Below are 17933 nucleotides of genomic sequence, written 5' to 3' on the forward strand. Positions count from 1 at the left end.
GCCGGCTCCCGCGCCGCCGCCCTGGCCATGGTCTTCAAGCTCGTCGAGTCCGCCCAGAACCGCTGGCGAGCCGTGAACGCACCCCACCTCGTCGCCCTCGTCCGAGCCGGAGCCCGTTTCGAACGCGGCCACCTCATCGAACGCCCCGAGATCCTCGCGGCCTAGGGTGACCCCACGCTGACCATTTACGACACCTACGGCACCAAGTCCCACAAGGCCAAGGAGCTGGCCGGGCTGCTCGCCCCACTCCTCGATCTGGCCTTCGCCGAGCATGACAGCTACTTCCGAGGCGAATACCTCAAGGCCGAGGCAGGGGGCACCACCATCGAGATCCAGTCCAACGCAATCCCTGGAGATGGCGAAGAAGACGACCTCTACGCGTCGGAGCACGCCGCATTTCAGACCCTCGTGCTGGTCACCGCCCCGGCACCGGACAGCGCGCTCAACTCCACCCTGACCTCCGTCGAAGGGCTCGAAGCACTGTCCCACGAGGCACTCTGACCTGCTGATCCACAACTATTGACAATTACTCGTTTAGAAGGGATACGACTGGTGGTTGCGAGGTCCTGGTTGCGGGTGGAGGCGGAGCCGTAGAGGTAGCAGAGGTGATTGGCTGCTCGTGTGAGGTCCGGGGAGTGCTCGTCTCTGCCAGACGTTTCGGTCGTGATATTCGCGGCTGCGGAGAGTTCGTACGCTTCGGCAGCCGTGCGTAACTGACGCTCGCCGGCAAGACCGGTACGCAGCAGCATCAGGGCAGCGAACTGATCGGCCGCATCCTCTTCTTGGCGGCTGGTGAGGGACACGTCGAGCAGGTCGATCAGTGCGTGGCCGGCTTCGTGATAGACGGTCTCGGCTGCGACGGCGGCTGCTTCGTCGTCGGCGGGGTGGTGTCCGGCATTCTGGAAAAGCACGCGGTCTTCGACTGTGCCGTCATAGCAGAGCTCGATATGACGGGTCTGCGCATCGTAGGCGGATCCCTCACCGTCGCAGGAGCGGCTGACCAGCACTATCTGTCGGTCGAGGGCGACCAGCGTATTGAGGGCTTCCGCGGCTGCCTCAGGCAGTTTCCGGCTGCGCAGGAAGGTGCCTGGTACCTGATCGGCTGCTGAGGGTTTCTCGTAGCGGGTGGTGAAGCCGCTGGAGCTGCCTCTATCGGGACCACGCACGTCGCCGCCGGTCGTGGTGCAGGAGAGCAGCAGTATCGCGCCCAGACCCGCGCCCACTACGTGCCGTAAGTCCCGTGCTCCCATAGGCGCATTGTGAACCATTCGAACTGACACTGCCCTGAAGTCTCCGTACGCTGCCAGGTTGTTGTGGGTGCGGCTGAGCGGTGCAGTCGGTGAACGCGTCTCGCAGGCACAAGCAGCAGGCTGCGTCTGACTGGTCAGCCGATGACCTTTTCTCCAGGGTCGCCGTGTTGGCACTCGTACGATCCAAGTAGGCGCGGGGATCGCCGGGAGTGATCGCGCTGTCTGTGCCGCCGAGCAGCGAGCCCACGCTGTGGGAGCTGCACCGAGCCGTGTCGCAGCTACGCGAGGATCTTCGCGGAGACCTCGCTCAGTTGGCTGCTCGGCTCGATCAGGTGGTCACGCAGGATGTGTACCGGGCGGATCAGCGGGCGACGGAGCAGCGCATCGGGCAGGTCGAGGCTGGGCTGGCCGGGCTTCGTGGTGAGCATGACCAGATCGTTGAGCGAGCGGAGCAGCAGCGCCGGGAGGATCAGGCGCAGGCTGCGGCCACACGGCGGCTTGTTCTGTCATCGTTCGTGTCTCCACTGCTTCTGATGGCTGTGCAGTTGTGGCTGATGTCCCGCGGGACGGCGCCGTAACGCTCTGGGTGAAGTGAGCAAGTTCAGTTCGGGCGCGGGGAGATTTGAGCACCGATCTTGGCAACACCTCTGAGTGCCGATCAGCTGGTTGCGGCACTGCGCGCGGAAGGCGTGCGCGTCGTTGAGCGTTCCGGCTGGCGCACGCACAACAGGAATCGCAAGGGCCCGTGGGGTCCGGTCAACGGAATCATGATCCATCACACGGTGACCAGCGGCACGAGCAGCACCGTCAGCATTTGCGAGAACGGGTACGAGGGCCTTCCGGGCCCGCTGTGTCATGGCGTGATCGCGAAGGACGGCACCGTCCACCTCATCGGCAACGGCCGGGCGAACCATGCGGGCAAGGGAGACGGTGACGTCCTCCAGGCCGTGATCGCCGAGCGTTCGCTGCCAGCCGCGAACGAGGCCGACACGGACGGCAACACGCGCTTCTACGGTTGGGAGTGCGAGAACCTCGGCGACGGCAGGGACCCGTGGCCGGCCGCGCAGCTCGATGCGATCGAACGCGTCTCGGCGGCCCTGTGCCGGGCCCACGGCTGGAGTTCGGCGAGCGTGATTGGCCACCTGGAGTGGCAGCCCGGAAAGGTCGACCCCAAGGGGTTCACCATGGGCAGCCTTCGTGGCCGTGTCGCGAGTCGGCTGGCGGGCAAGCCCACCGGCGGTCAGACCGGTGGCGGCACCGCCTACGTACCGCCGCCGTTCCCGGCTGGTCTCGCACCGAACCGGAACTCGCCGTCCGCGAAGGGGCTTCAGCAGGCGCTCAAGGACACCAGCTGGCTTGACCGTTCCGTACCCCTGTCCGACAACTACGGCCCTCTGACTCAGGAAGCCGTCGCAGGCTTCAACCGGAAGCACAACCTGTTCTCCACCGGCCAGCCCAATGACCCGGCCATCGGCCGACGCGGCTGGGACCTTCTCCACCAACTCGCCTACGGAAGCTGATCTTGAGCAACTTCATCCACGACCACAGCACTCGCCTCTACGCCGTCGTCGCGGCGGCTCTTCCCCTGGTCGCCTTCTATGTTGACGGGCTTCCAACGGGGCTGATCCTGGCGCTTGCCGCAGCCACCCTCGGTACCGGTGAGGTCGTCCAGCGCATCGAGGACAACAAGACCGTCAAGGCCCTCCTTCAGGAGCCCCCGGGAATCACCGAGGGCTAGCGAACGAGTACCGCCGTCTCCTTCCGATGATGCGGGAGGAGACGGTTTCCTCATGGAGTGACCACTTGGCAGGTCGCAGTGGGACGGCGTTGCTCGGCTGAGCAATTCAGACCCTCAACAAGTGCTTATGGGGATGCTGGTGGTGGCTCGGTCTGCATTGTTCGTGTCGAGGTGTCGGGTGAACTGGTAGCACTGTGCGGCTGTTGCAGACACGTCCCGTTGGGCGCGAATGAGGATGGTGATAGTGGCGGTCTGCCCGTGGCGAGCGGTGTCTTTCACCACGTATGTGTCTTGTTGGTGGGCGGGGTCCAGTGCCTGGGTCACGTCTGCGCGGGTGAGTTGGGTTGCGGCCATGTTCTTGACGCGGTCTTTCGCCAGGGTCGCTCGATGGTCGATCGTCTGGCCTGGGCGACACGCCTGCTCGTCCTGTTCCGTCATGGTCGTCGTCCAGCTTGCGCTGGTGTCGCGGGTGGAGGTGAACGTGAAGCAGCGGTTCACCGTGACGGGACCGCCGCCGGGGAGGAGTACTTCCTCGTTGTAGGTGGCGGACTGGGACGCGGTGGCGGTGAATGTGTGGCGGGAGGCGTCGTAGGTGATCAACGGCGCGTGCGTGTGCTGCCAAATAACACCTGTCAGGGTGTCGGTGTCCGTGTTGCTGCTGGTGTTGAGAGCGTGGGTGGTTTCGGTTGTCGCGTGGCGGGCTTGGTCGAGGACCGAGGAGAGGCCGGCTTGCTTACGCTGATGATTGACGTGGCTGGTGTGCCAGGCCGAGTACCAGAAGTAGGCGAGCAGACCGGCTGGGATGATCAGCAGGATGAGGCAGCCGGTGGCCGCGCGGTGGGTGAACCGCCGTGTGGCTAAGGGGCTGTTGGGCGTGAGTGTCATCAGCCGCCCGTGTAGCCAATGCCAGCCAGTGTCTGGTTCATAACCTGAGCGTACGTGGAGGTGTCTGAAGTCCTCCGGTGACAGTTCAGGGTTGCGAGTCATGAGATACCTGTCCGGAGGGCTCGACCTGACGCGCTACCAGCCGCATCCCCACGCCAGTCCTGGCGGGTGATCAGGCGCCAACTGGACGAAAGAGTAGCCCTCTTGAAGGGCATCGCCTCGCTTTCGGGACGTTCGCGTAGCCCGGGGGCCGCGCCAGCTTCGTCGACCCAGCCGAGACGGGAGGACGGGATCTGGGCGAGCGCCGGGGTCAGGATCTGGATGTGACCGGTCGCGGTGTTCACCTGGCGGCGTCCTTTCCGCAGCCCCGTAGGTGACGACCGCCTCTTTGGGCGACTAGGGCTTGGAAATGGACAGGGGCTTGCCTGTGGCCTCGTCCATGATCGTGCGATTGTCCAGCGAGGTCCGGAGCTTGTAACTCACGTGATCGAGTTTGATGTAGGCCGCGCAGACCTCGCCGGATTTCTGATGCGCCGCCAGCGACAACCTCAGCTGTACGGTCGTACCGGTCTCGGCTCCGGTGAGTTGTCCCTTCTGGCACCCTCCGACCGGGATCACAGTGGTGACGGTCTGGCCGTCCGAAGCAAGGACCACCACTCTGGTGATTGGCTGAATGGCTGCGGACGGAGGGGACTCAGGGGTGGCGGCCCTGTCCACACTCCCGCATGCGGTGAGCGCAAGGCTAGTGACGACGATGACGGCGAGGGCGGCCGCAGGACGTGGGCATCGGTTCACGCCGGTGGGACGCATGGGGGGGACTCCCGGTTCCGGTGGGGATGGCGCGGTGGCCGGGCTGGCGGCACGCACGTAACTGCATGAGTGCCACCAGCTTTCTCTTGAGCCTCGTCGGCAGCGGAGAGGGAGAGGTCACAGCTTCCGGTGTCGGGAAGTGAGGCGTTGACCATGGACTGCGTCCCGTGACCCGAGGGGGACCGCCCGGCGACGCCGCATGGGGCAGATCGGCGTCTCCTGGACATCACGAAGACCCCCGGGGCATCGGCAATTTTCGCGGATGTCCGGGGGCCTCGCTACACCTCTTGGAAAGTGTGCCCTCAGCCTAACAGTGCGCAGGTCAGGGGCCCCCGGAGGCGTTATCCCCAGCCTGTGGAAGTATTCTGCTAACTCGCATGTCGCAGAGATGAGAGGAGGCCGTCGTGTCGAAGCCGCTGGTCGTTGGCCGTCATGAGTTCGCAAAGCTGTACGGGGTGGGTGTCACGACGGTGAGCAACGGCTGGGTGCACCGCGGGGACCTTTCGTACGAGGACGCCGTGATCGTGTCGGGGAAGCCGTTCTGGCCGGGCGGCCTGGCGATCCGTGGCCGGCAGAGGGACGAGGCCGTTCTGGTCGAGCTGATGCGGGCGCAGGGTGCGACCTTCAAGCCGGCGTCCAAAGGAGAGCTGCCGACGCTGGTGGGGTTGCAGGAGTACGCGGCGCTGTTCGGGGTCACGCAGCAGGTGGTGGCGCTGGCGCGGCGGCGGATGTTGGCGGGCGAAGGGGCGATGCTGCCGCCGTCGGACTACCTGCTGTCGAGTTCTCCCTTGTGGCTGCTGGACACCGTGCTGGAGGGGGCTGAGGAGACGATGGCGCACTCCCGCAAGGGGACGTGGATGCTCCGCAAGGATGTGGTGGAGGCGTTGCGTTCGGGTCTGTACGAAGGCCCTGGCTCGTCGATCGCCAAGCGCGGCAACTACGGTACGGCCAGCGACTGAAAGCTCTCGGTGGTCTTTCGTTCTTGAGGGCGGTCTGCGGCGATGGTGTGGGGTCGTTTGGCACGGCAGGGCGACGGCCCCGCGGTGGAAAGGCTTGGCGCCGCCGCGTTGGGCCTCTCGGAAGTCACGGGTGAGGGGACGTTCGGTTCAGCGGTTGAACGGCACGGTGGGAGGAGCACCGACGGAACCATGCTGACCAGCAGCGGAAGACTGATTCGGTCAAGTCGATCCCGCGCTGCGCAAATGCGTTCACCTCAGGGGTTCACGCTGGCGGCCCTTCGCGCCTCTTAACTGTGTAAGGCCGTGAATCTCCAGGAAGAAGGATGCTGCCATGCCCGATCGACAGGGGTCCGACTATCGCGACGAAGCCGGTCACGATCAGCTCACCCAGCTCCGCAACGACCTCGTGGTTGGTCTTGGCGCTGTCCTCGACACCGAGCGTGGCCTGCTGGAGATCTTGACGTGCACGGGATCTGACGGCGTTGCGTGCAGTCCCCATCGGCAATCGCTTGATTAGACGGCAATCCGGCGTCGAACAGAGGGCCGCCGGAGTTTCATCGGTGAGGTGGCTCGGCTTTCGTCGGTGACCCTGGGATGGTGCCGGTCCCGTTCGGCTCGGCGGTGGCGTTGATGGCCGGACGCGATGTGGATTCTGAGGCTTCGGGGCTGGTCTATGCGGGTCCGCCGGTGAGGCTGCTTTCTGGCTGCGGCAGGTTCGGGGCGCGGGTGCAAGAGTGTCTGGGCCATGCGCTCACCGAGATCGAGCTCCTGTCGGTTGCACCCGAGGCGCAAAGGGGCGGTTTGGGGGTGGCGCCCCTGACTGCGCTGGAGGAGCATCTCGCGCGGCGCAGTGGGGTTGTGTTGCTGGCCAAGGTCCGTGTGGGCGAGTTCTCTGTGATGCGCTGGTATCGGCGGCGTGGGTTCGTCATCGCGGCGCAGGGCGGAGCCGGTCATCATCTCTGTTGGCGGGTTCTCTGTGCCGTGCGATGACGGTGGCGATGGGTATCACCTGGCGGTCCGATCCCTAACAGGTACCCCTGTCCGCCGAGTGTCACCAACCTGGGTACGCACCTGACTGCCATGGGGCGAGTTGACCCCCACCCTTAGGTAAGTAGAATAACTCTATAGAGCGAGGGTGATCGCGGAGCCCTTGGGTGCGTAGCGCAGAATAGGCCGAGATACATCTCGTCGAGGAGGAATAGTGGCTTGCATGCAGCTAGAGCTGCCGATCGTGCCTATTCGACACCCAGACGCCCCTGGCGACGGGTTGAGCATCCAGGAACGCTTCGAGGTGTTCCACCAGCTCAACCCGTGGATCCTTGAGCAGCTGGAGGCACTGACTGTCGACTGCGTCGACCGAGGGCTCAAGCGCGTCGGGATCGGGATGCTGTTTGAGGTTCTGCGCTGGCAGTACGGACAGGCCACGCGCGGCGAGCCTTGGAGGCTCAACAACGACTTCCGCTCCCGCTACGTCCGGGAGCTCCTCGACCTTCACCCCGAATGGTCACCCCTGTTCGAGACCAGGAAGATCCGCACCAGTTGACATAGGCCGGTGCCTATCTCGAAACCTACCTCTTGGAGATGTACATGTCCGATCAGGCTGTCGCGCGACTGCGCACCCGCAAGCCCACCGGCGTCGTCCCGTGGCCGAAGATCCTCATCGAAGGAGAGGAAAAGGCGGGGAAAGCTCAGCCTCTCGACGCTTTGGTGGCAACTCCACAGGGCTGGACGCCCATGGGAAAGCTCCAGCCCGGCAGTGAAGTTATCGGCGCAGACGGACGGGCAACTAGCGTCACAGCAGTGCACGACCGAGGCGTACTGCCGATCTACCGGCTCGCTACCTCCGATGGCGCATCGGTCGAAGTCGCCGGAGATCACCTGTGGCGCGTCTGGACGACCCGCGACAAGCACCGCCAGAAGAATGGGCGGCGCGTAACTCACCCCGGCCGAGTCCTGACCACAGACCAGCTCAGGGAACGCCTTGCCCGAGGCGACGTGATACATCTGCCACTTGTCGCCCCTGTTCACTACGAGCACGTCGCAGGGGGTCCGCCGATGGATCCCTACCTGCTGGGCCTCCTCCTTGGTGACGGCGGGATGACCCTGGCCAGCGCGCTGTCGTTCACCAGCGGCGACGAACAGCTCCACAAGGCGGTGGAGGCTGCCCTTCCCTCCGGGGATCAGTTAAGGCGGCATACCGACGGCGTCAACGCCCGGATCATCGGCGGCGGGGTGCTCGCCACCCTCCGCGATCTCGGACTCCACGGCAAGCGCAGTGAGCGGAAGTTCATCCCGAGCCAGTTTCTGCGCGGCGATCACGGCTTGCGTTTGGCGCTGCTTCGGGGCCTCATGGACAGCGACGGCGGCATGGAACGCGCAGCCTCCACGTACTCGACGTCCTCTCCTGAGCTCGCCGCCGATGTACGCGAGTTGGTGGAGTCGTTGGGTGGAACAGCTTCGACGACCACGAAGGTCACGTCGTATCGCGGGCGGGACGGAGCTCGCCGTGCGGGGCTGACCTCGTACAGGCTGCGGGTTCGGTTGCCCAGTGACGTGTGCCCCTTCAGGCTTCAGCGGAAGGTGGATCTGTGGCGACAGTCCAGGCCCGCGTTCATCACTGGTCCGATCCGTACGGTGACCGAAGTGACCTTCATCGGGCATAAGGAGGCCCGCTGTATCGAGGTCGCTGCTGCGGATCACCTGTATGTGACCGAGCACTTCCTGGTGACGCATAACTCTCATATTGCTGCCCAGTTCACCGGCTCGGAGCTGACTGGCCAGGCCTACTGGCTGGAGCTGGGCGAGGACACCGCCGACGAGTACGCCAACGTGCCTGGCGCCGACTACCTGCTGATCGACCACAATGGCACCTACCGCGACATCCTCGGCCAGCTCGAAGCAGTGCACGCCGAAGCGAAGCGGGCGGCGGCCGCGAAAGAGCCGCCGGTCGTGCTCGTGATCGACTCCGTGTCCCTGCTGTGGCGGATGCTCGTGAACTGGACCAACGACCGCGCCCGCCGCTCCAACAGCGGCCAGGCCAAGCTCCGCAGGGACCCGGACACCGAGGTCAAGCCGTCGATGAACCTGTGGAACGACGCCGGTGAGCGGTGGTCGAAGGTCATGTACCTGGTGCGGACGATGCCCGCCATCGTGCTTCTCCTCGCGCGCGGGAAGGAGACGGCCGCTGTCGATGGGAACGGCGATCCGATACCGAAGACGAAGGACTGGCGGGTGGAGGGCCACAAGTCCCTGGCTTACGACGCCACAGTGTGGGTGCGGCTGCGCCGCGAGGAGGACCCTCAGATCGTCGGGGCGCGCTCGCTGAAGTTCCAGGTGCCGCGCGACGGGAAGCCCAAGTCCGTGCCGGACTTCTCCGTCGAGAAGCTCGTGTTCGGCCTGATGGGCTGCACGATCCACAACCAGCCCAAGCCCACCCCCGAGTTGACCGGGGACTTGGCGCAGGTGTGGCTGCCGAAGGTCTTGGAGGCCGCGAAGGGCGGCGTGGACAGCCTCAAGAAGCTGTGGCGGGACATCGAGGCGTCCGAGGACCTGTCCCGCGATGAGGTGCGGGTGGTGCGGGCCGACATTGAGCGGAAGGCCGCCGAGCTGAAGAAGCCCGAGCAGCTGTCAGATCCCACCAGCGATGCCGCGAAGCTGCGGGCGGCCGCAGCCGAGCAGGACAGCGATGCCGAGGACTCGACGGAAGAGCCACCAGTCGACGAGTTCGCCGCCGTCTAGTCCTTCAGTCCTCTTGTTGCCGGGGCCCGCTGTGACGGGCCGGGCCCCGGCATGCCCTCTTGGAGATCAGTGTGACCACTCATGCCGTTACCCCGGCGTCCCCAGTGTCGATCTGGGATGCCGCTCATACCGCCGATGCCCGGCGGCCTCGCTCCGTTCAGCGGCAGCTCGGCGCGTCGGACACGATCTGCTCGCGCCGCTCCGGGTACATCCTGGCCGGCGCCGAGCGGACGAACGCCGGGGACAAACGGGCGGCGATCCTCGGCACCTACATTCACCACGGACTGTTGGAGGACGTGCGCCGTGAGTACAACTGGCTCGTTGAGCGCACTGTGTCGGACGACGTGTTGCGCGGGCATGTCGATGTCGTTCAGCTCGATGCCGCGACCGCTGCCCGGCTGCCCAAGCGGCACCGGCCGGTGCAACCGGCTGAGTTCGTGACGGTGGAGGACGTGAAGACCAAGTCCAGCCGTGTCTGGGACCGTGTTGTGCGGTTCGGCCCGACGGCTGCCGAGATGAGGCAAGTCCTCCTCTACGCGGACTTGTTGCGGACGGTCGGGTTCGCGGACATGCCGGGGCAGCGGTACCTGCATCGGCTCGGGCCGGTCGATGTGCAGCGCATCCGCTTTCGCTTCGTGTGCCGCGATACCGGCGAGGAGCACATTGAGGAGTTCCCCGTCGATGAGTGGCTTGTCTTCCAGGCGCGTTGGTGGGTGGACCGCGTCCTGGAGGCCGACAGCCCTGAGGAGCTGCGCCGCGATCACGACGGGCCGGGGTTGTCGCGGATCTGCGACAACTGCCCGTTCATGGACGCCTGCTGGCCCGGGGCCGCGCCGGGCAGGCCAGCGCAGACGATCCTCGTTCATGACGATGCAGAGCGGGCCAAGGCGCTGGACGACTATGTGCGGGCCCATGAGCGGTACCGCGAGAGCAAGCGTGTGAAGGCGCTGGTCCGGGCCATGCTGGACGACTCCCCCGAGGGTAACTACGGGGCCAACCACCTGGGCTGGGGCGGGCAGAACGACCGGGAGGAGACCGACGTCCAGGCCATGGTCGAGGTGTTCGAGGACGCCGACCTGGTGGTGCCGTTGGTCCCGGACCAGAAGGCCATGATCGAGGTCATGCGCCGTGCCGGCATGGTCGTGCCCCGGCGTAAGGCGGCCGGTCAAAAGACCGCCCGCACGATCAAGGTCACCCGGGCCCGCAAGACCCCCTGACCTTGCTTGGCAGCCCCGCACGCCCGTTGCGGGGCTGCCCGTTCTTCTTGCTCTTTCTCCTGCTTGTACCGCCCTTGGAGGCTTGCCCCGTGACCATCCTGCGCCGCCGTCTCAGCACCGGGTTCACGGTGATGCCCACGGCTGCTCTTGAGGACTCTCGCCTGTCGTTTCGGGCGCGGGGCATTCTCGCCTTCCTGATCGCGAAGCCGGACTCGTGGAGGGTGCGGGCAGAGTCGATCGCGGCTGCAGGCAAGGAGGGGCGCGAGGCGGTGCGTACGGCGCTGCGGGAGCTGCGGGACGCCGGGTACTACCGGGTGGTGACCGGCCGTCTGGATGACGGCACGATCGCGACGATCACCGAGGTGTACGACACCGCGCAGGACTGGGCGGCCGAGGAGTACGCCCGGCAGGTCGGGCGGCGTGTGAAGCGCAGGCTGGAGCACGAGGCAGCTAAGGTCGCGGCCCCGGACGCGAGCGGGGAGATGGAGACCGGAGACGGGTTTTCGGACGTCGGTTTCCCGGACGCCGGATCCTCGGGCCTTCTAGTTAGTAACCAGAGCCAATACTCAGAGGAGAAGAACCCCCCTACCCCCACGGCTGGCGCCGCAGGGGAGCCAGCTCCCGCCAACGATGGGCACCTGGACGACGTGGCGGCTGCGGCTGTCCCGGGGTGTGCTGCGCACCCCGACGAGCCGGGGCGTTCCTGTCGTGGCTGCGGGACTACTCCTCGGCAGATCCGTGCGGAGCAGCAACGGGCAGAGAAGGAAAGGTTCAAAGCGGCGCAGGACGCGGCGAACGAGCGGGTCTTGGCGGAGGTGCGCCGCAAACCGGGGGGCGAGGAGTTGTCGGACGTGGCGCAGCGTCGGATTGCAGAGATGCGATTGGCGACGGTCCGCTCGGCAGCGCCGACTGGGCGCGGCAAAGATGCCACCTAACCAAAACTAGGCTGATACCTATCTCTTGCCGTAGCATCAGCTCCGCGATTACTTCCTCACGAAAAGCGGAAGTAGAATACTTCTAACGAAGTCCATCGCCGCCAGCGTCGCGCAATGCCCATCCGCCTGGAGGGCGACCAGCCGCCTGGAGTCGCACGAAACACCTCAGCTAGGGCTGCGAGGCGCAATAGGCCGATGTACATACTCATTCAAGGATCGGAGTTTGATGTTCGAACCAGCCGCTGAAGCAGCCAAGATCCGTGCCTCCTACGGCCCGGAAGAGCTCCAAGCCCTGGAGGCGTACACCGACGTCACCGTCACCCTTGGGACAGCCGGGCTGCATCCGTACATCGAGACCCGCGGTGGCCTCGCCGTCTGCGCATACGCCTCGGACGGGACGCTCGTGGTCGTGGCCAGCCATGACGCGCTGCCGCTTCGGCGCAGCGGGCTCTCGGGGTGGCACATCACGCACGTCCCGGAGGACACCAACTGCCCGCCGTGGCGGTGCGTTGTACACGACACGACACCCGATGACCCCGAGCGCGACCGCCCCGGCGACCTGGACCTGGACGCGGCCGTTGAAGCGATCACCCGGCATCTGTCGGACTGCTTTCACGTCACCGAGGAGGCCGGGGCGTGATCCTCAGCGACGGCGACATGCGCTTGGCGGCACGCGACTTCTTCTCCCCCGCTCTGCTGCTGGAGTTCATCGGCCTGGCTGACAGCGAGGCCCGGGCAGCGTGGGGCGAGCGGGTGATGAAGGAGCGCGGCCTGCGTTTCACGCAGCGCCGTCAGCCCGGTGATCCGGATGCGGGAGCACTGACGATCTGGACACCAGCGCCGGGCGGGTTCCGCTACGCCGTCGAGGCCAAGGCGGCGCAGCGCACCGGGTACGCCACGTGGAACGAGGTTCACGCCGTCATCGTCGAACGGCTGACTGCAGCGCGGCATGTGGCACTGCGCGAAGCCGTGGAGAACTTCCAGGCGCACGACGCGGGATACGTGCCGGGCCCGGTCCCGTTCGCCACCTCCGAGATGTGGCGTGCCCAATTCTACGAGCCGTGGTCCTCCCGCTCCTGCGCACTTCAGCTCGATGCCGCCTCGGCGCTGCTCTCGATTCTGCCGGGCGCCAACGAGAACCCCACCCTGTTCTGATCCCCCACCCAGGAAGCACCGCCGCCGTGATCACCCCCACTACTTCCGCCGCATGGACTGAAAATGCGCCCTGCGCCGGTCTGGACGGCTACATCCCCGACGAGTCCCTTGTACGGTCAGATGGCAAACTGCTGGCCGCCTGCGGGTCGTTGATGCAGGACTGCGCGAACCGGTGCCCATTCGCCGTGCGCTGCTATGACTTGGTCCGACCGAAGGAAAGTCGGTTCGACGGGGTCTGTGCGGCCCGGATATGGGTCAACGGCAAGCAGGTTGCGGCTGCGGAAGGGGCGCCACCGCTGCCGAGGCTCCGCACGAGGGCGGGTTCGTGCGGTACGAGCAGCGGGGTGGCCGGCCATCGTCGGCTCGATGAGCCGCTGTGCGGTGAGTGCCGGGTGACGGCGCAGCGGGCTGAGGTTCGCCGGGCGGGTGCGGCCAGCATCCGCAAGCGGTCCACCCGTAAGCGGCTGCCCGCCGTACCGGCAGGCCTGGTAGCAGCGGGCTCTTGATGAGTGTGAGGCGTTTTCAGGGACTGGGCGAGGGCTTCCCGTTGGCGGGGCACGAGGCCTTGTGCGGCCCTGACCTGCGGAGATGAGTTGACACCCCCTTGGGGGAGAGTAGAATAATTCTTAGTTGAGGGAGGGGGTCATCCACTCCCCGGACCACGCAAAGGAACGTCCGTTGAACGACCTGCCACACGACCCGCTCACCGTTCTCCAGGTGTCAGCCGAGCACGGCATTTCCGAGAAGGAGGCGGAGACGGCCATGACCTGGGCCGCACAGATCCTCGTTCACGCCTGGGACACGTACGCCGATTTCTGGGGCCTTGACAGCGAGGACGGTGCAGCCATGGAGAAATGGGGAGCCCAACTCGGCACGGCCGACCGAAGGGCGGTCCTCGAAACTGCGGTGGCCGCCGTGAAGTCCGCCGACGGGGTACTGGCCGACGTCTACAAGAAACGAGACGCAGGGCGAACAGAGATCCGGCCCGCGCGCGTGATGCGCACCAACCACCCTCGCCTGCACATCCACTGACCGCCACGCATTCCCACCCACCCCGTCAGGGCGGGTCTCGCCATGCCGCAGCCCCGACCAGCAGCAAGGAGCAAAGGCCATGGGCGCCGTCGACTTCTACGCCGTCGCCACGGGCGACGACCTTCAGGACGCCTTCGAGCGGGCGCGCGAGGAAGCGGCCCGGGAGCACGGCCGCGTCGGCTATTCGGGCACCATCGACGAAAAGGACGCCGTGACGCCGATCGAGGAACCGCGGCGCCTGACAGCGGAAGCCATGGAGCGCGCGAGCATGCTTCTGAGTGATGGAGACCGGCACGTGGACAACAAGTGGGGTCCAGCCGGCGCCTTGCCGGTCACGACGGACGGCGGCCGGGATGGCTGGCTGATCTTCGGCGTCGCCTCTTATTAAGCCGCCACCACAGGCAGTACACACAGCAGCCCGATGACCTCCGGGAAATGGGTTGAGACCCCCTGGAAAGTTAGTAGAATAATAGCTACAGGGAGGGGTTGGCCCGCCCTGTAATCCCTCTAGGAACAGGAGCACGACATGGGCGCCACGGACTTCTTCGAGCCCGCCAACGGACGCAATCTCAGCCGGGCCTTTTTCAACGCGAAATGCAAGGCGGCCTGGGAGCACGGCCACCGCGAATACTCCGGGACGGTCTACGACAAGGACGACGTCATCTTGATCGACGAGCCCCAGCGCAGCCTCCCGGAAGCTACCAGGCTCGCCAAGGAACTCCTGGACGCGAGGGACCCGCGGGTCTTCCCCAAGGTGGGGCCTGCTGGCGCTCTGCCGATTGAAACAGACGGAAACCAGCCCGGATGGCTGTTCTTTGGACTGGCCGCCTGCTGAACCCCTTGGGCCGCGCGCCAAAGAAATGGGGCGCGGCCCTCAACACAGCTGTCAGAACGGCCACTTGTCCCGGAAGGAATCCATGCTCGACAAGCACTTGCCGCTGGAAGCGGCCGCCGACGTCATCAACGCCCTCGGCCTCAACCGCGGCCAGACCAAGCAGGCCAACCGCAGCATGCAGCGGATCGTCCAGCGCGCCTGGCTCCGGCGCAGCCCCGGAAAACGCGCCGTCACCTTCCCGGAGTTCGCCGACTCGGTGGCCCCATGCCACTGGGCGCTGATGTTCGAGGTCTGCGCGCTCGTACACCTCGGACGTGACAGCGAGGCCTGCACCCTGATCGCCGCGGCCCGACATCTTGAAGCCGCCCGCACAGCGCAGGGCGCGCTGTAATGCTCCGCCCGCGCGAGGTCGGGCGCCTCGGGCTACGCGACCGCTTCCGCGATGAGGACTACCGCACCAGTGGTGACCGGAGGCGGGCTCGTCGCACCTACCGGAGCCGGGGCAAGCAGCGCGCCCGTGCCGAGATTGCCCGCCTGATCGCCGACATGCCCAACGAGGAGAACTGACTATGACCACTGACCGGCCACCGCGACACCGCACTATGCCCGTCGCTCAGGAAGCCCGCACCATCGTCCTGCTGATGGAGGGAACCCTCGCACAGCACGGATGGGACATAGCCCGCGCCCGCGACAAGAACCGCCTGCGAGACCTGTGGGCCGTCATCGAACCCGAAGTGCGCCGACACATCCTGCTGTTGGCGACCTGGCCGGCACGCAACACCACTGGGAGCGGCACCGACAGCGTGGCAGAGAAGTACGCACTCGAACTCGCGGCGTACGCCGCCCAATGGGCGGCCGAGCACCCTAACGCGGACGGGGCATCGTTCCATCTGATCTGGCATCCCGCGCACAGCCTGGCGTCCTCGCTGGCGTTCGACCGCGATGACCCCGACGTGTCCTGGGCGACGGCATTGACCTTGCTCGCCTACGGCAGCGACCCGGCGAAGGACGCCCGGTGAAGCCCGGCGACACGGTGTGGCTGCACACGCTCGCCGGCCCGCCGCTGGCCGACGCCGACGGGCACCGCATCGCCTTCCGTGTCACCGCCGTGCAGACCCTCAGCCGCTCCGGGACCTGGTACCTGCTTCACACCGAGCACCCGGTCGCCGAGGAGATCTTCGGCGGCTGGCACCCCGCCCGTCCGCTGGCCCGAATCCACCCCGCCGAACAGACAGAAGGACGCACCCTGTGACCGCCAACCTGATCCGCATTGTCCATACCCGTCGCGACGGGACCTTGCTGGAGGGGAGTCGTAAACACGATGGCGCGTCCGAGCTGGTCCGTCCGCACGGCTTCCGCTACTTCCCGTCCCTGGGCTGCCTGGGTATTACTCGCTCGCGGGACCGGCAGGCCCAGAAGTGGAGGATCGACTCCGCGGCCGAGGCTCTCCGAGCGGCTGGCTGGCACGTCGAGGTCGAGATCGACGAAGACGTTCGCCGCAGTTTCGCCGAGGCCGAGCGCACCGAGCAGGCGGAAGCGCGAGCCGAGCGGTTCGCCGGGTACGCGGATAACGCCGCATCCCGCTCCCAGTCCTTGAGCGATCAGGCTCACGGCATGGCGAGCCGTATCCCCTTCGGTCAGCCCGTGCTGGTCGGGCACCACAGTGAGCGGGCCGACCGCAGGTCCCGCGAACGGATCAGCAGCGCGCAGGACAAGTCCTTCGCCGAAGCCGGCAAGGCATCCCACTGGGCAGATCGCGAAAGGGCAACCGCCAGCTACGAGACGTTCCGCAAGAGCCCTCGGCTGACCCTGCGCCGGATCGAGAGGCTCGAAGCGGATCTGCGACGGGTGAAGAAGTGGCGCAAGGGAAAGTCCGCCGGCAGGTTCGAGCGCGACATCGCGAACCCGGAGACGGTCACCGAACTCGACCGCCGATACCTGGAGTTGACGGAGGAGATCTCCTTCTGGCGGGACATCGTGAAGAAGGCTGAGGCGAACGGGCACAAGTTCTGGGGGCAGTGCGACTTCCAGAAGGGTGATTTCGCCAGGGTTCGCGGGCGCTGGTACGAAGTTCTGCGCTCCAACCCGAAGACGCTCACGGTGCCGCGGACGCTCGACCCTCACAACAGGGTGATTACGCGAGCCAACTGCGGTGAGCGGCTGGTGACGCACACCATTCCGTACGACGAGGTCTTCGGCCACAGGTCTGCCGAAGAGCAGGAAGCGCAAATGGCGGCCGGTGACGACCAACCCCCCGCCTGATCTGGGTTGTTCGCAGTTGACCCACCCCCCATTGTTAGTAGAATAAATATAGAAGGGGAGGGTGAACCCCTCCTTTCCCGGGTGCTCCAACGGCCCGTTGGAGCACCCGGCCCAAGCACCTGGCCCCCGGAAGGACCAGCCGCATGACCACGCCGCACCTGTCCACGCTCCTCAAACCCACGCCCCGCAACCTGGACGGACTGAACACCGCCTGGGCGCGCATGCGCGAACTTGCCTATCAAGCAAGGCGCGTTGATGAGCCGGACGGCTGCACCCGCACTCGGTGCGCCGGTGCCCACAACGGCTTCCCCGGCAGTGAGCATCTGTGGGCGCTCACCTGCCTCCTGTGCGGCACAGACGTCGAGGTCTACTACTCCCACATGCGCGGCCGCGGGGGCACGAGCCCCAGACCCCCCTCCCGCCACAAGGGATGCCGCTTCGCGGGCAAGAGCAACGCCGCCCAACGCGCAGCGCGCTACAGCGAACTCGGCATTCCGCTCCCCGCCTGGGACGCCGAGGCTGGTTCGGCGGCCAAGGAGGCGGCTCCCGGCGCCGGAGCAGCCGCAGAGTCGGCCGAGATCGCCACAACGACCCGCACCGCCGCCGCACGAGAACGCGCCGAGAAGCAGACAGCAGCACCCAAGCCACAGCCCCGACCTCCTCATGCCCGCAAGACCCCCACCGCACGGAACGGCGCCCCGAAGCCCAGCCCGCCGGAGCCAAGCGGCCTGGAACTCCTTCGCGAACTCCTCAGCTTCGACTAGCCCATCCGCCCCGGCTTGAACACCAGACAGGCCGCCGTTCAAGCCGGGCCCGGACGCGCCCAGCTCCGGCTAACCCAGCACACCAAGGAGTGACGCCCGCTCATGAGCAGCCCCCACAACCACGTCCCCGAGACGGACAACCTCGACACCACCACGCACCCGACCGAAGCTCGCTACCTGGACCGCGCCCGCCGGGGTGAAGTAGCCGCGGAAATCTACACCTCGCCCCCACTTCGGCAGCACCGTGCTCCGCCTGATCACAAAGGAAGGCGGCGTCGCCTCCCAGAGGCACATGATCCGGCTGGACATCGAGAGGTGGCCCCGGGCAAGGAGCCATGACCAGTGGCGTCCTG

Annotated in this window: 23 protein-coding genes and 1 pseudogene; 20 read left to right on the forward strand and 4 right to left on the reverse strand. The window is 66.3% G+C overall.

Features of this window, described 5'->3' with window-relative positions; all coding sequences use genetic code 11:
- Positions 1-165: pseudogene (locus IE206_RS26845) on the forward strand (IS256 family transposase); the annotation flags it as partial.
- Between the two features lie 233 nt (positions 166-398).
- Here the strand turns inward: IE206_RS26845 and IE206_RS26850 are convergent.
- Both IE206_RS26850 and IE206_RS26855 read right to left on the reverse strand, forming a co-directional pair.
- Entirely contained in the window at positions 399-1250 is an 852-nt protein-coding gene (locus tag IE206_RS26850; RefSeq protein ID WP_189966418.1) for a DUF4344 domain-containing metallopeptidase, read from the reverse strand.
- 278 nt (positions 1251-1528) lie between these two features.
- Entirely contained in the window at positions 1529-1678 is a 150-nt protein-coding gene (locus IE206_RS26855) for a hypothetical protein (protein WP_189966421.1), read from the reverse strand.
- Between the two features lie 207 nt (positions 1679-1885).
- Between IE206_RS26855 and IE206_RS26860 the strand changes: the two genes are divergently transcribed.
- A complete protein-coding gene (locus IE206_RS26860; RefSeq protein WP_189966423.1) occupies positions 1886-2770 on the forward strand; it encodes a peptidoglycan recognition protein family protein in 885 nt (294 codons plus the stop codon).
- 2 nt (positions 2771-2772) lie between these two features.
- The gene (locus tag IE206_RS26865) at positions 2773-2988 is read left to right on the forward strand and encodes a hypothetical protein (protein ID WP_189966425.1); all 216 of its coding nucleotides are present in this window, start codon (positions 2773-2775) and stop codon (positions 2986-2988) included.
- A 114-nt stretch (positions 2989-3102) separates the two neighbouring features.
- Here the strand turns inward: IE206_RS26865 and IE206_RS26870 are convergent, their stop codons facing one another.
- The gene (locus tag IE206_RS26870) at positions 3103-3873 is read right to left on the reverse strand and encodes a hypothetical protein (RefSeq protein ID WP_189966427.1); all 771 of its coding nucleotides are present in this window, start codon (positions 3871-3873) and stop codon (positions 3103-3105) included.
- Positions 3874-4269: 396 nt separating this feature from the next.
- The gene (locus IE206_RS26875; protein ID WP_189966429.1) at positions 4270-4683 is read right to left on the reverse strand and encodes a hypothetical protein; all 414 of its coding nucleotides are present in this window, start codon (positions 4681-4683) and stop codon (positions 4270-4272) included.
- 404 nt (positions 4684-5087) lie between these two features.
- Between IE206_RS26875 and IE206_RS26880 the strand changes: the two genes are divergently transcribed.
- The 17 genes from IE206_RS26880 (at position 5088) to IE206_RS26960 (ending at position 17580) form a co-directional block, all read left to right on the forward strand.
- The gene (locus tag IE206_RS26880; protein ID WP_189966431.1) at positions 5088-5642 is read left to right on the forward strand and encodes a hypothetical protein; all 555 of its coding nucleotides are present in this window, start codon (positions 5088-5090) and stop codon (positions 5640-5642) included.
- Between the two features lie 597 nt (positions 5643-6239).
- Positions 6240-6632: a GNAT family N-acetyltransferase gene (locus tag IE206_RS26885; RefSeq protein ID WP_189966432.1), complete on the forward strand. Its 393-nt coding sequence runs from the start codon at positions 6240-6242 to the stop codon at positions 6630-6632.
- A 220-nt stretch (positions 6633-6852) separates the two neighbouring features.
- Positions 6853-7185, forward strand: coding sequence for a hypothetical protein (locus IE206_RS26890; RefSeq protein ID WP_189966434.1), 333 nt, complete (start codon positions 6853-6855; stop codon positions 7183-7185).
- Between the two features lie 512 nt (positions 7186-7697).
- A complete protein-coding gene (locus tag IE206_RS26895; protein ID WP_189966437.1) occupies positions 7698-9380 on the forward strand; it encodes an LAGLIDADG family homing endonuclease in 1683 nt (560 codons plus the stop codon).
- Between the two features lie 71 nt (positions 9381-9451).
- The gene (locus IE206_RS26900; protein ID WP_189966439.1) at positions 9452-10597 is read left to right on the forward strand and encodes a hypothetical protein; all 1146 of its coding nucleotides are present in this window, start codon (positions 9452-9454) and stop codon (positions 10595-10597) included.
- Between the two features lie 89 nt (positions 10598-10686).
- The gene (locus tag IE206_RS26905) at positions 10687-11532 is read left to right on the forward strand and encodes a helix-turn-helix domain-containing protein (RefSeq protein ID WP_189966441.1); all 846 of its coding nucleotides are present in this window, start codon (positions 10687-10689) and stop codon (positions 11530-11532) included.
- 226 nt (positions 11533-11758) lie between these two features.
- A complete protein-coding gene (locus IE206_RS26910; RefSeq protein ID WP_189966443.1) occupies positions 11759-12172 on the forward strand; it encodes a hypothetical protein in 414 nt (137 codons plus the stop codon).
- Complete coding sequence (locus tag IE206_RS26915; RefSeq protein ID WP_189966445.1) at positions 12169-12687, forward strand: hypothetical protein; 519 nt, start codon at positions 12169-12171, stop codon at positions 12685-12687. Before IE206_RS26910 ends, IE206_RS26915 begins: the two co-directional genes overlap by 4 nt.
- A gap of 678 nt (positions 12688-13365) precedes the next feature.
- Positions 13366-13719, forward strand: coding sequence for a hypothetical protein (locus tag IE206_RS26920; RefSeq protein ID WP_189966448.1), 354 nt, complete (start codon positions 13366-13368; stop codon positions 13717-13719).
- A 79-nt stretch (positions 13720-13798) separates the two neighbouring features.
- Positions 13799-14107, forward strand: a complete 309-nt coding sequence (locus tag IE206_RS26925; RefSeq protein WP_189966450.1) for a hypothetical protein — start codon at positions 13799-13801, stop codon at positions 14105-14107.
- A gap of 138 nt (positions 14108-14245) precedes the next feature.
- Complete coding sequence (locus IE206_RS26930) at positions 14246-14554, forward strand: hypothetical protein (protein ID WP_189966452.1); 309 nt, start codon at positions 14246-14248, stop codon at positions 14552-14554.
- Between the two features lie 82 nt (positions 14555-14636).
- Positions 14637-14945, forward strand: coding sequence for a hypothetical protein (locus IE206_RS26935; protein WP_189966455.1), 309 nt, complete (start codon positions 14637-14639; stop codon positions 14943-14945).
- The gene (locus tag IE206_RS26940) at positions 14945-15121 is read left to right on the forward strand and encodes a hypothetical protein (RefSeq protein ID WP_189966457.1); all 177 of its coding nucleotides are present in this window, start codon (positions 14945-14947) and stop codon (positions 15119-15121) included. The genes IE206_RS26935 and IE206_RS26940 overlap by 1 nt, the downstream gene beginning before the upstream one ends.
- Positions 15122-15123: 2 nt before the next feature.
- Positions 15124-15573 (forward strand): hypothetical protein, encoded by a 450-nt coding sequence (locus tag IE206_RS26945; protein WP_189966459.1) that lies wholly within the window; start codon positions 15124-15126, stop codon positions 15571-15573.
- Positions 15570-15806, forward strand: coding sequence for a hypothetical protein (locus tag IE206_RS26950; RefSeq protein ID WP_189966461.1), 237 nt, complete (start codon positions 15570-15572; stop codon positions 15804-15806). The genes IE206_RS26945 and IE206_RS26950 overlap by 4 nt, the downstream gene beginning before the upstream one ends.
- Positions 15803-16816, forward strand: coding sequence for a DUF3560 domain-containing protein (locus IE206_RS26955; protein ID WP_189966463.1), 1014 nt, complete (start codon positions 15803-15805; stop codon positions 16814-16816). Before IE206_RS26950 ends, IE206_RS26955 begins: the two co-directional genes overlap by 4 nt.
- Positions 16817-16959: 143 nt before the next feature.
- Positions 16960-17580 (forward strand): hypothetical protein, encoded by a 621-nt coding sequence (locus tag IE206_RS26960; protein ID WP_189966466.1) that lies wholly within the window; start codon positions 16960-16962, stop codon positions 17578-17580.
- Positions 17581-17933 lie beyond the last annotated feature (353 nt).

It is taken from the genome of Streptomyces violascens (genome assembly GCF_014649955.1).
Classification (GTDB): domain Bacteria; phylum Actinomycetota; class Actinomycetes; order Streptomycetales; family Streptomycetaceae; genus Streptomyces; species Streptomyces violascens.

Bases quoted from the DNA above. Each gene is read 5' to 3' on its own strand.
- IE206_RS26925 (WP_189966450.1), top strand. From the start codon at position 13,799: ATGGGCGCCGTCGACTTCTACGCCGTCGCCACGGGCGACGACCTTCAG.
- IE206_RS26945 (WP_189966459.1), top strand. From the start codon at position 15,124: ATGACCACTGACCGGCCACCGCGACACCGCACTATGCCCGTCGCTCAG.
- IE206_RS26850 (WP_189966418.1), bottom strand. From the start codon at position 1,250: ATGGGAGCACGGGACTTACGGCACGTAGTGGGCGCGGGTCTGGGCGCG.
- IE206_RS26895 (WP_189966437.1), top strand. From the start codon at position 7,698: ATGGATCCCTACCTGCTGGGCCTCCTCCTTGGTGACGGCGGGATGACC.
- IE206_RS26960 (WP_189966466.1), top strand. From the start codon at position 16,960: ATGACCACGCCGCACCTGTCCACGCTCCTCAAACCCACGCCCCGCAAC.
- IE206_RS26935 (WP_189966455.1), top strand. From the start codon at position 14,637: ATGCTCGACAAGCACTTGCCGCTGGAAGCGGCCGCCGACGTCATCAAC.
- IE206_RS26890 (WP_189966434.1), top strand. From the start codon at position 6,853: ATGCAGCTAGAGCTGCCGATCGTGCCTATTCGACACCCAGACGCCCCT.
- IE206_RS26875 (WP_189966429.1), bottom strand. From the start codon at position 4,683: ATGCGTCCCACCGGCGTGAACCGATGCCCACGTCCTGCGGCCGCCCTC.
- IE206_RS26940 (WP_189966457.1), top strand. From the start codon at position 14,945: ATGCTCCGCCCGCGCGAGGTCGGGCGCCTCGGGCTACGCGACCGCTTC.
- IE206_RS26870 (WP_189966427.1), bottom strand. From the start codon at position 3,873: ATGACACTCACGCCCAACAGCCCCTTAGCCACACGGCGGTTCACCCAC.
- IE206_RS26855 (WP_189966421.1), bottom strand. From the start codon at position 1,678: ATGCTCACCACGAAGCCCGGCCAGCCCAGCCTCGACCTGCCCGATGCG.
- IE206_RS26910 (WP_189966443.1), top strand. From the start codon at position 11,759: ATGTTCGAACCAGCCGCTGAAGCAGCCAAGATCCGTGCCTCCTACGGC.
- IE206_RS26930 (WP_189966452.1), top strand. From the start codon at position 14,246: ATGGGCGCCACGGACTTCTTCGAGCCCGCCAACGGACGCAATCTCAGC.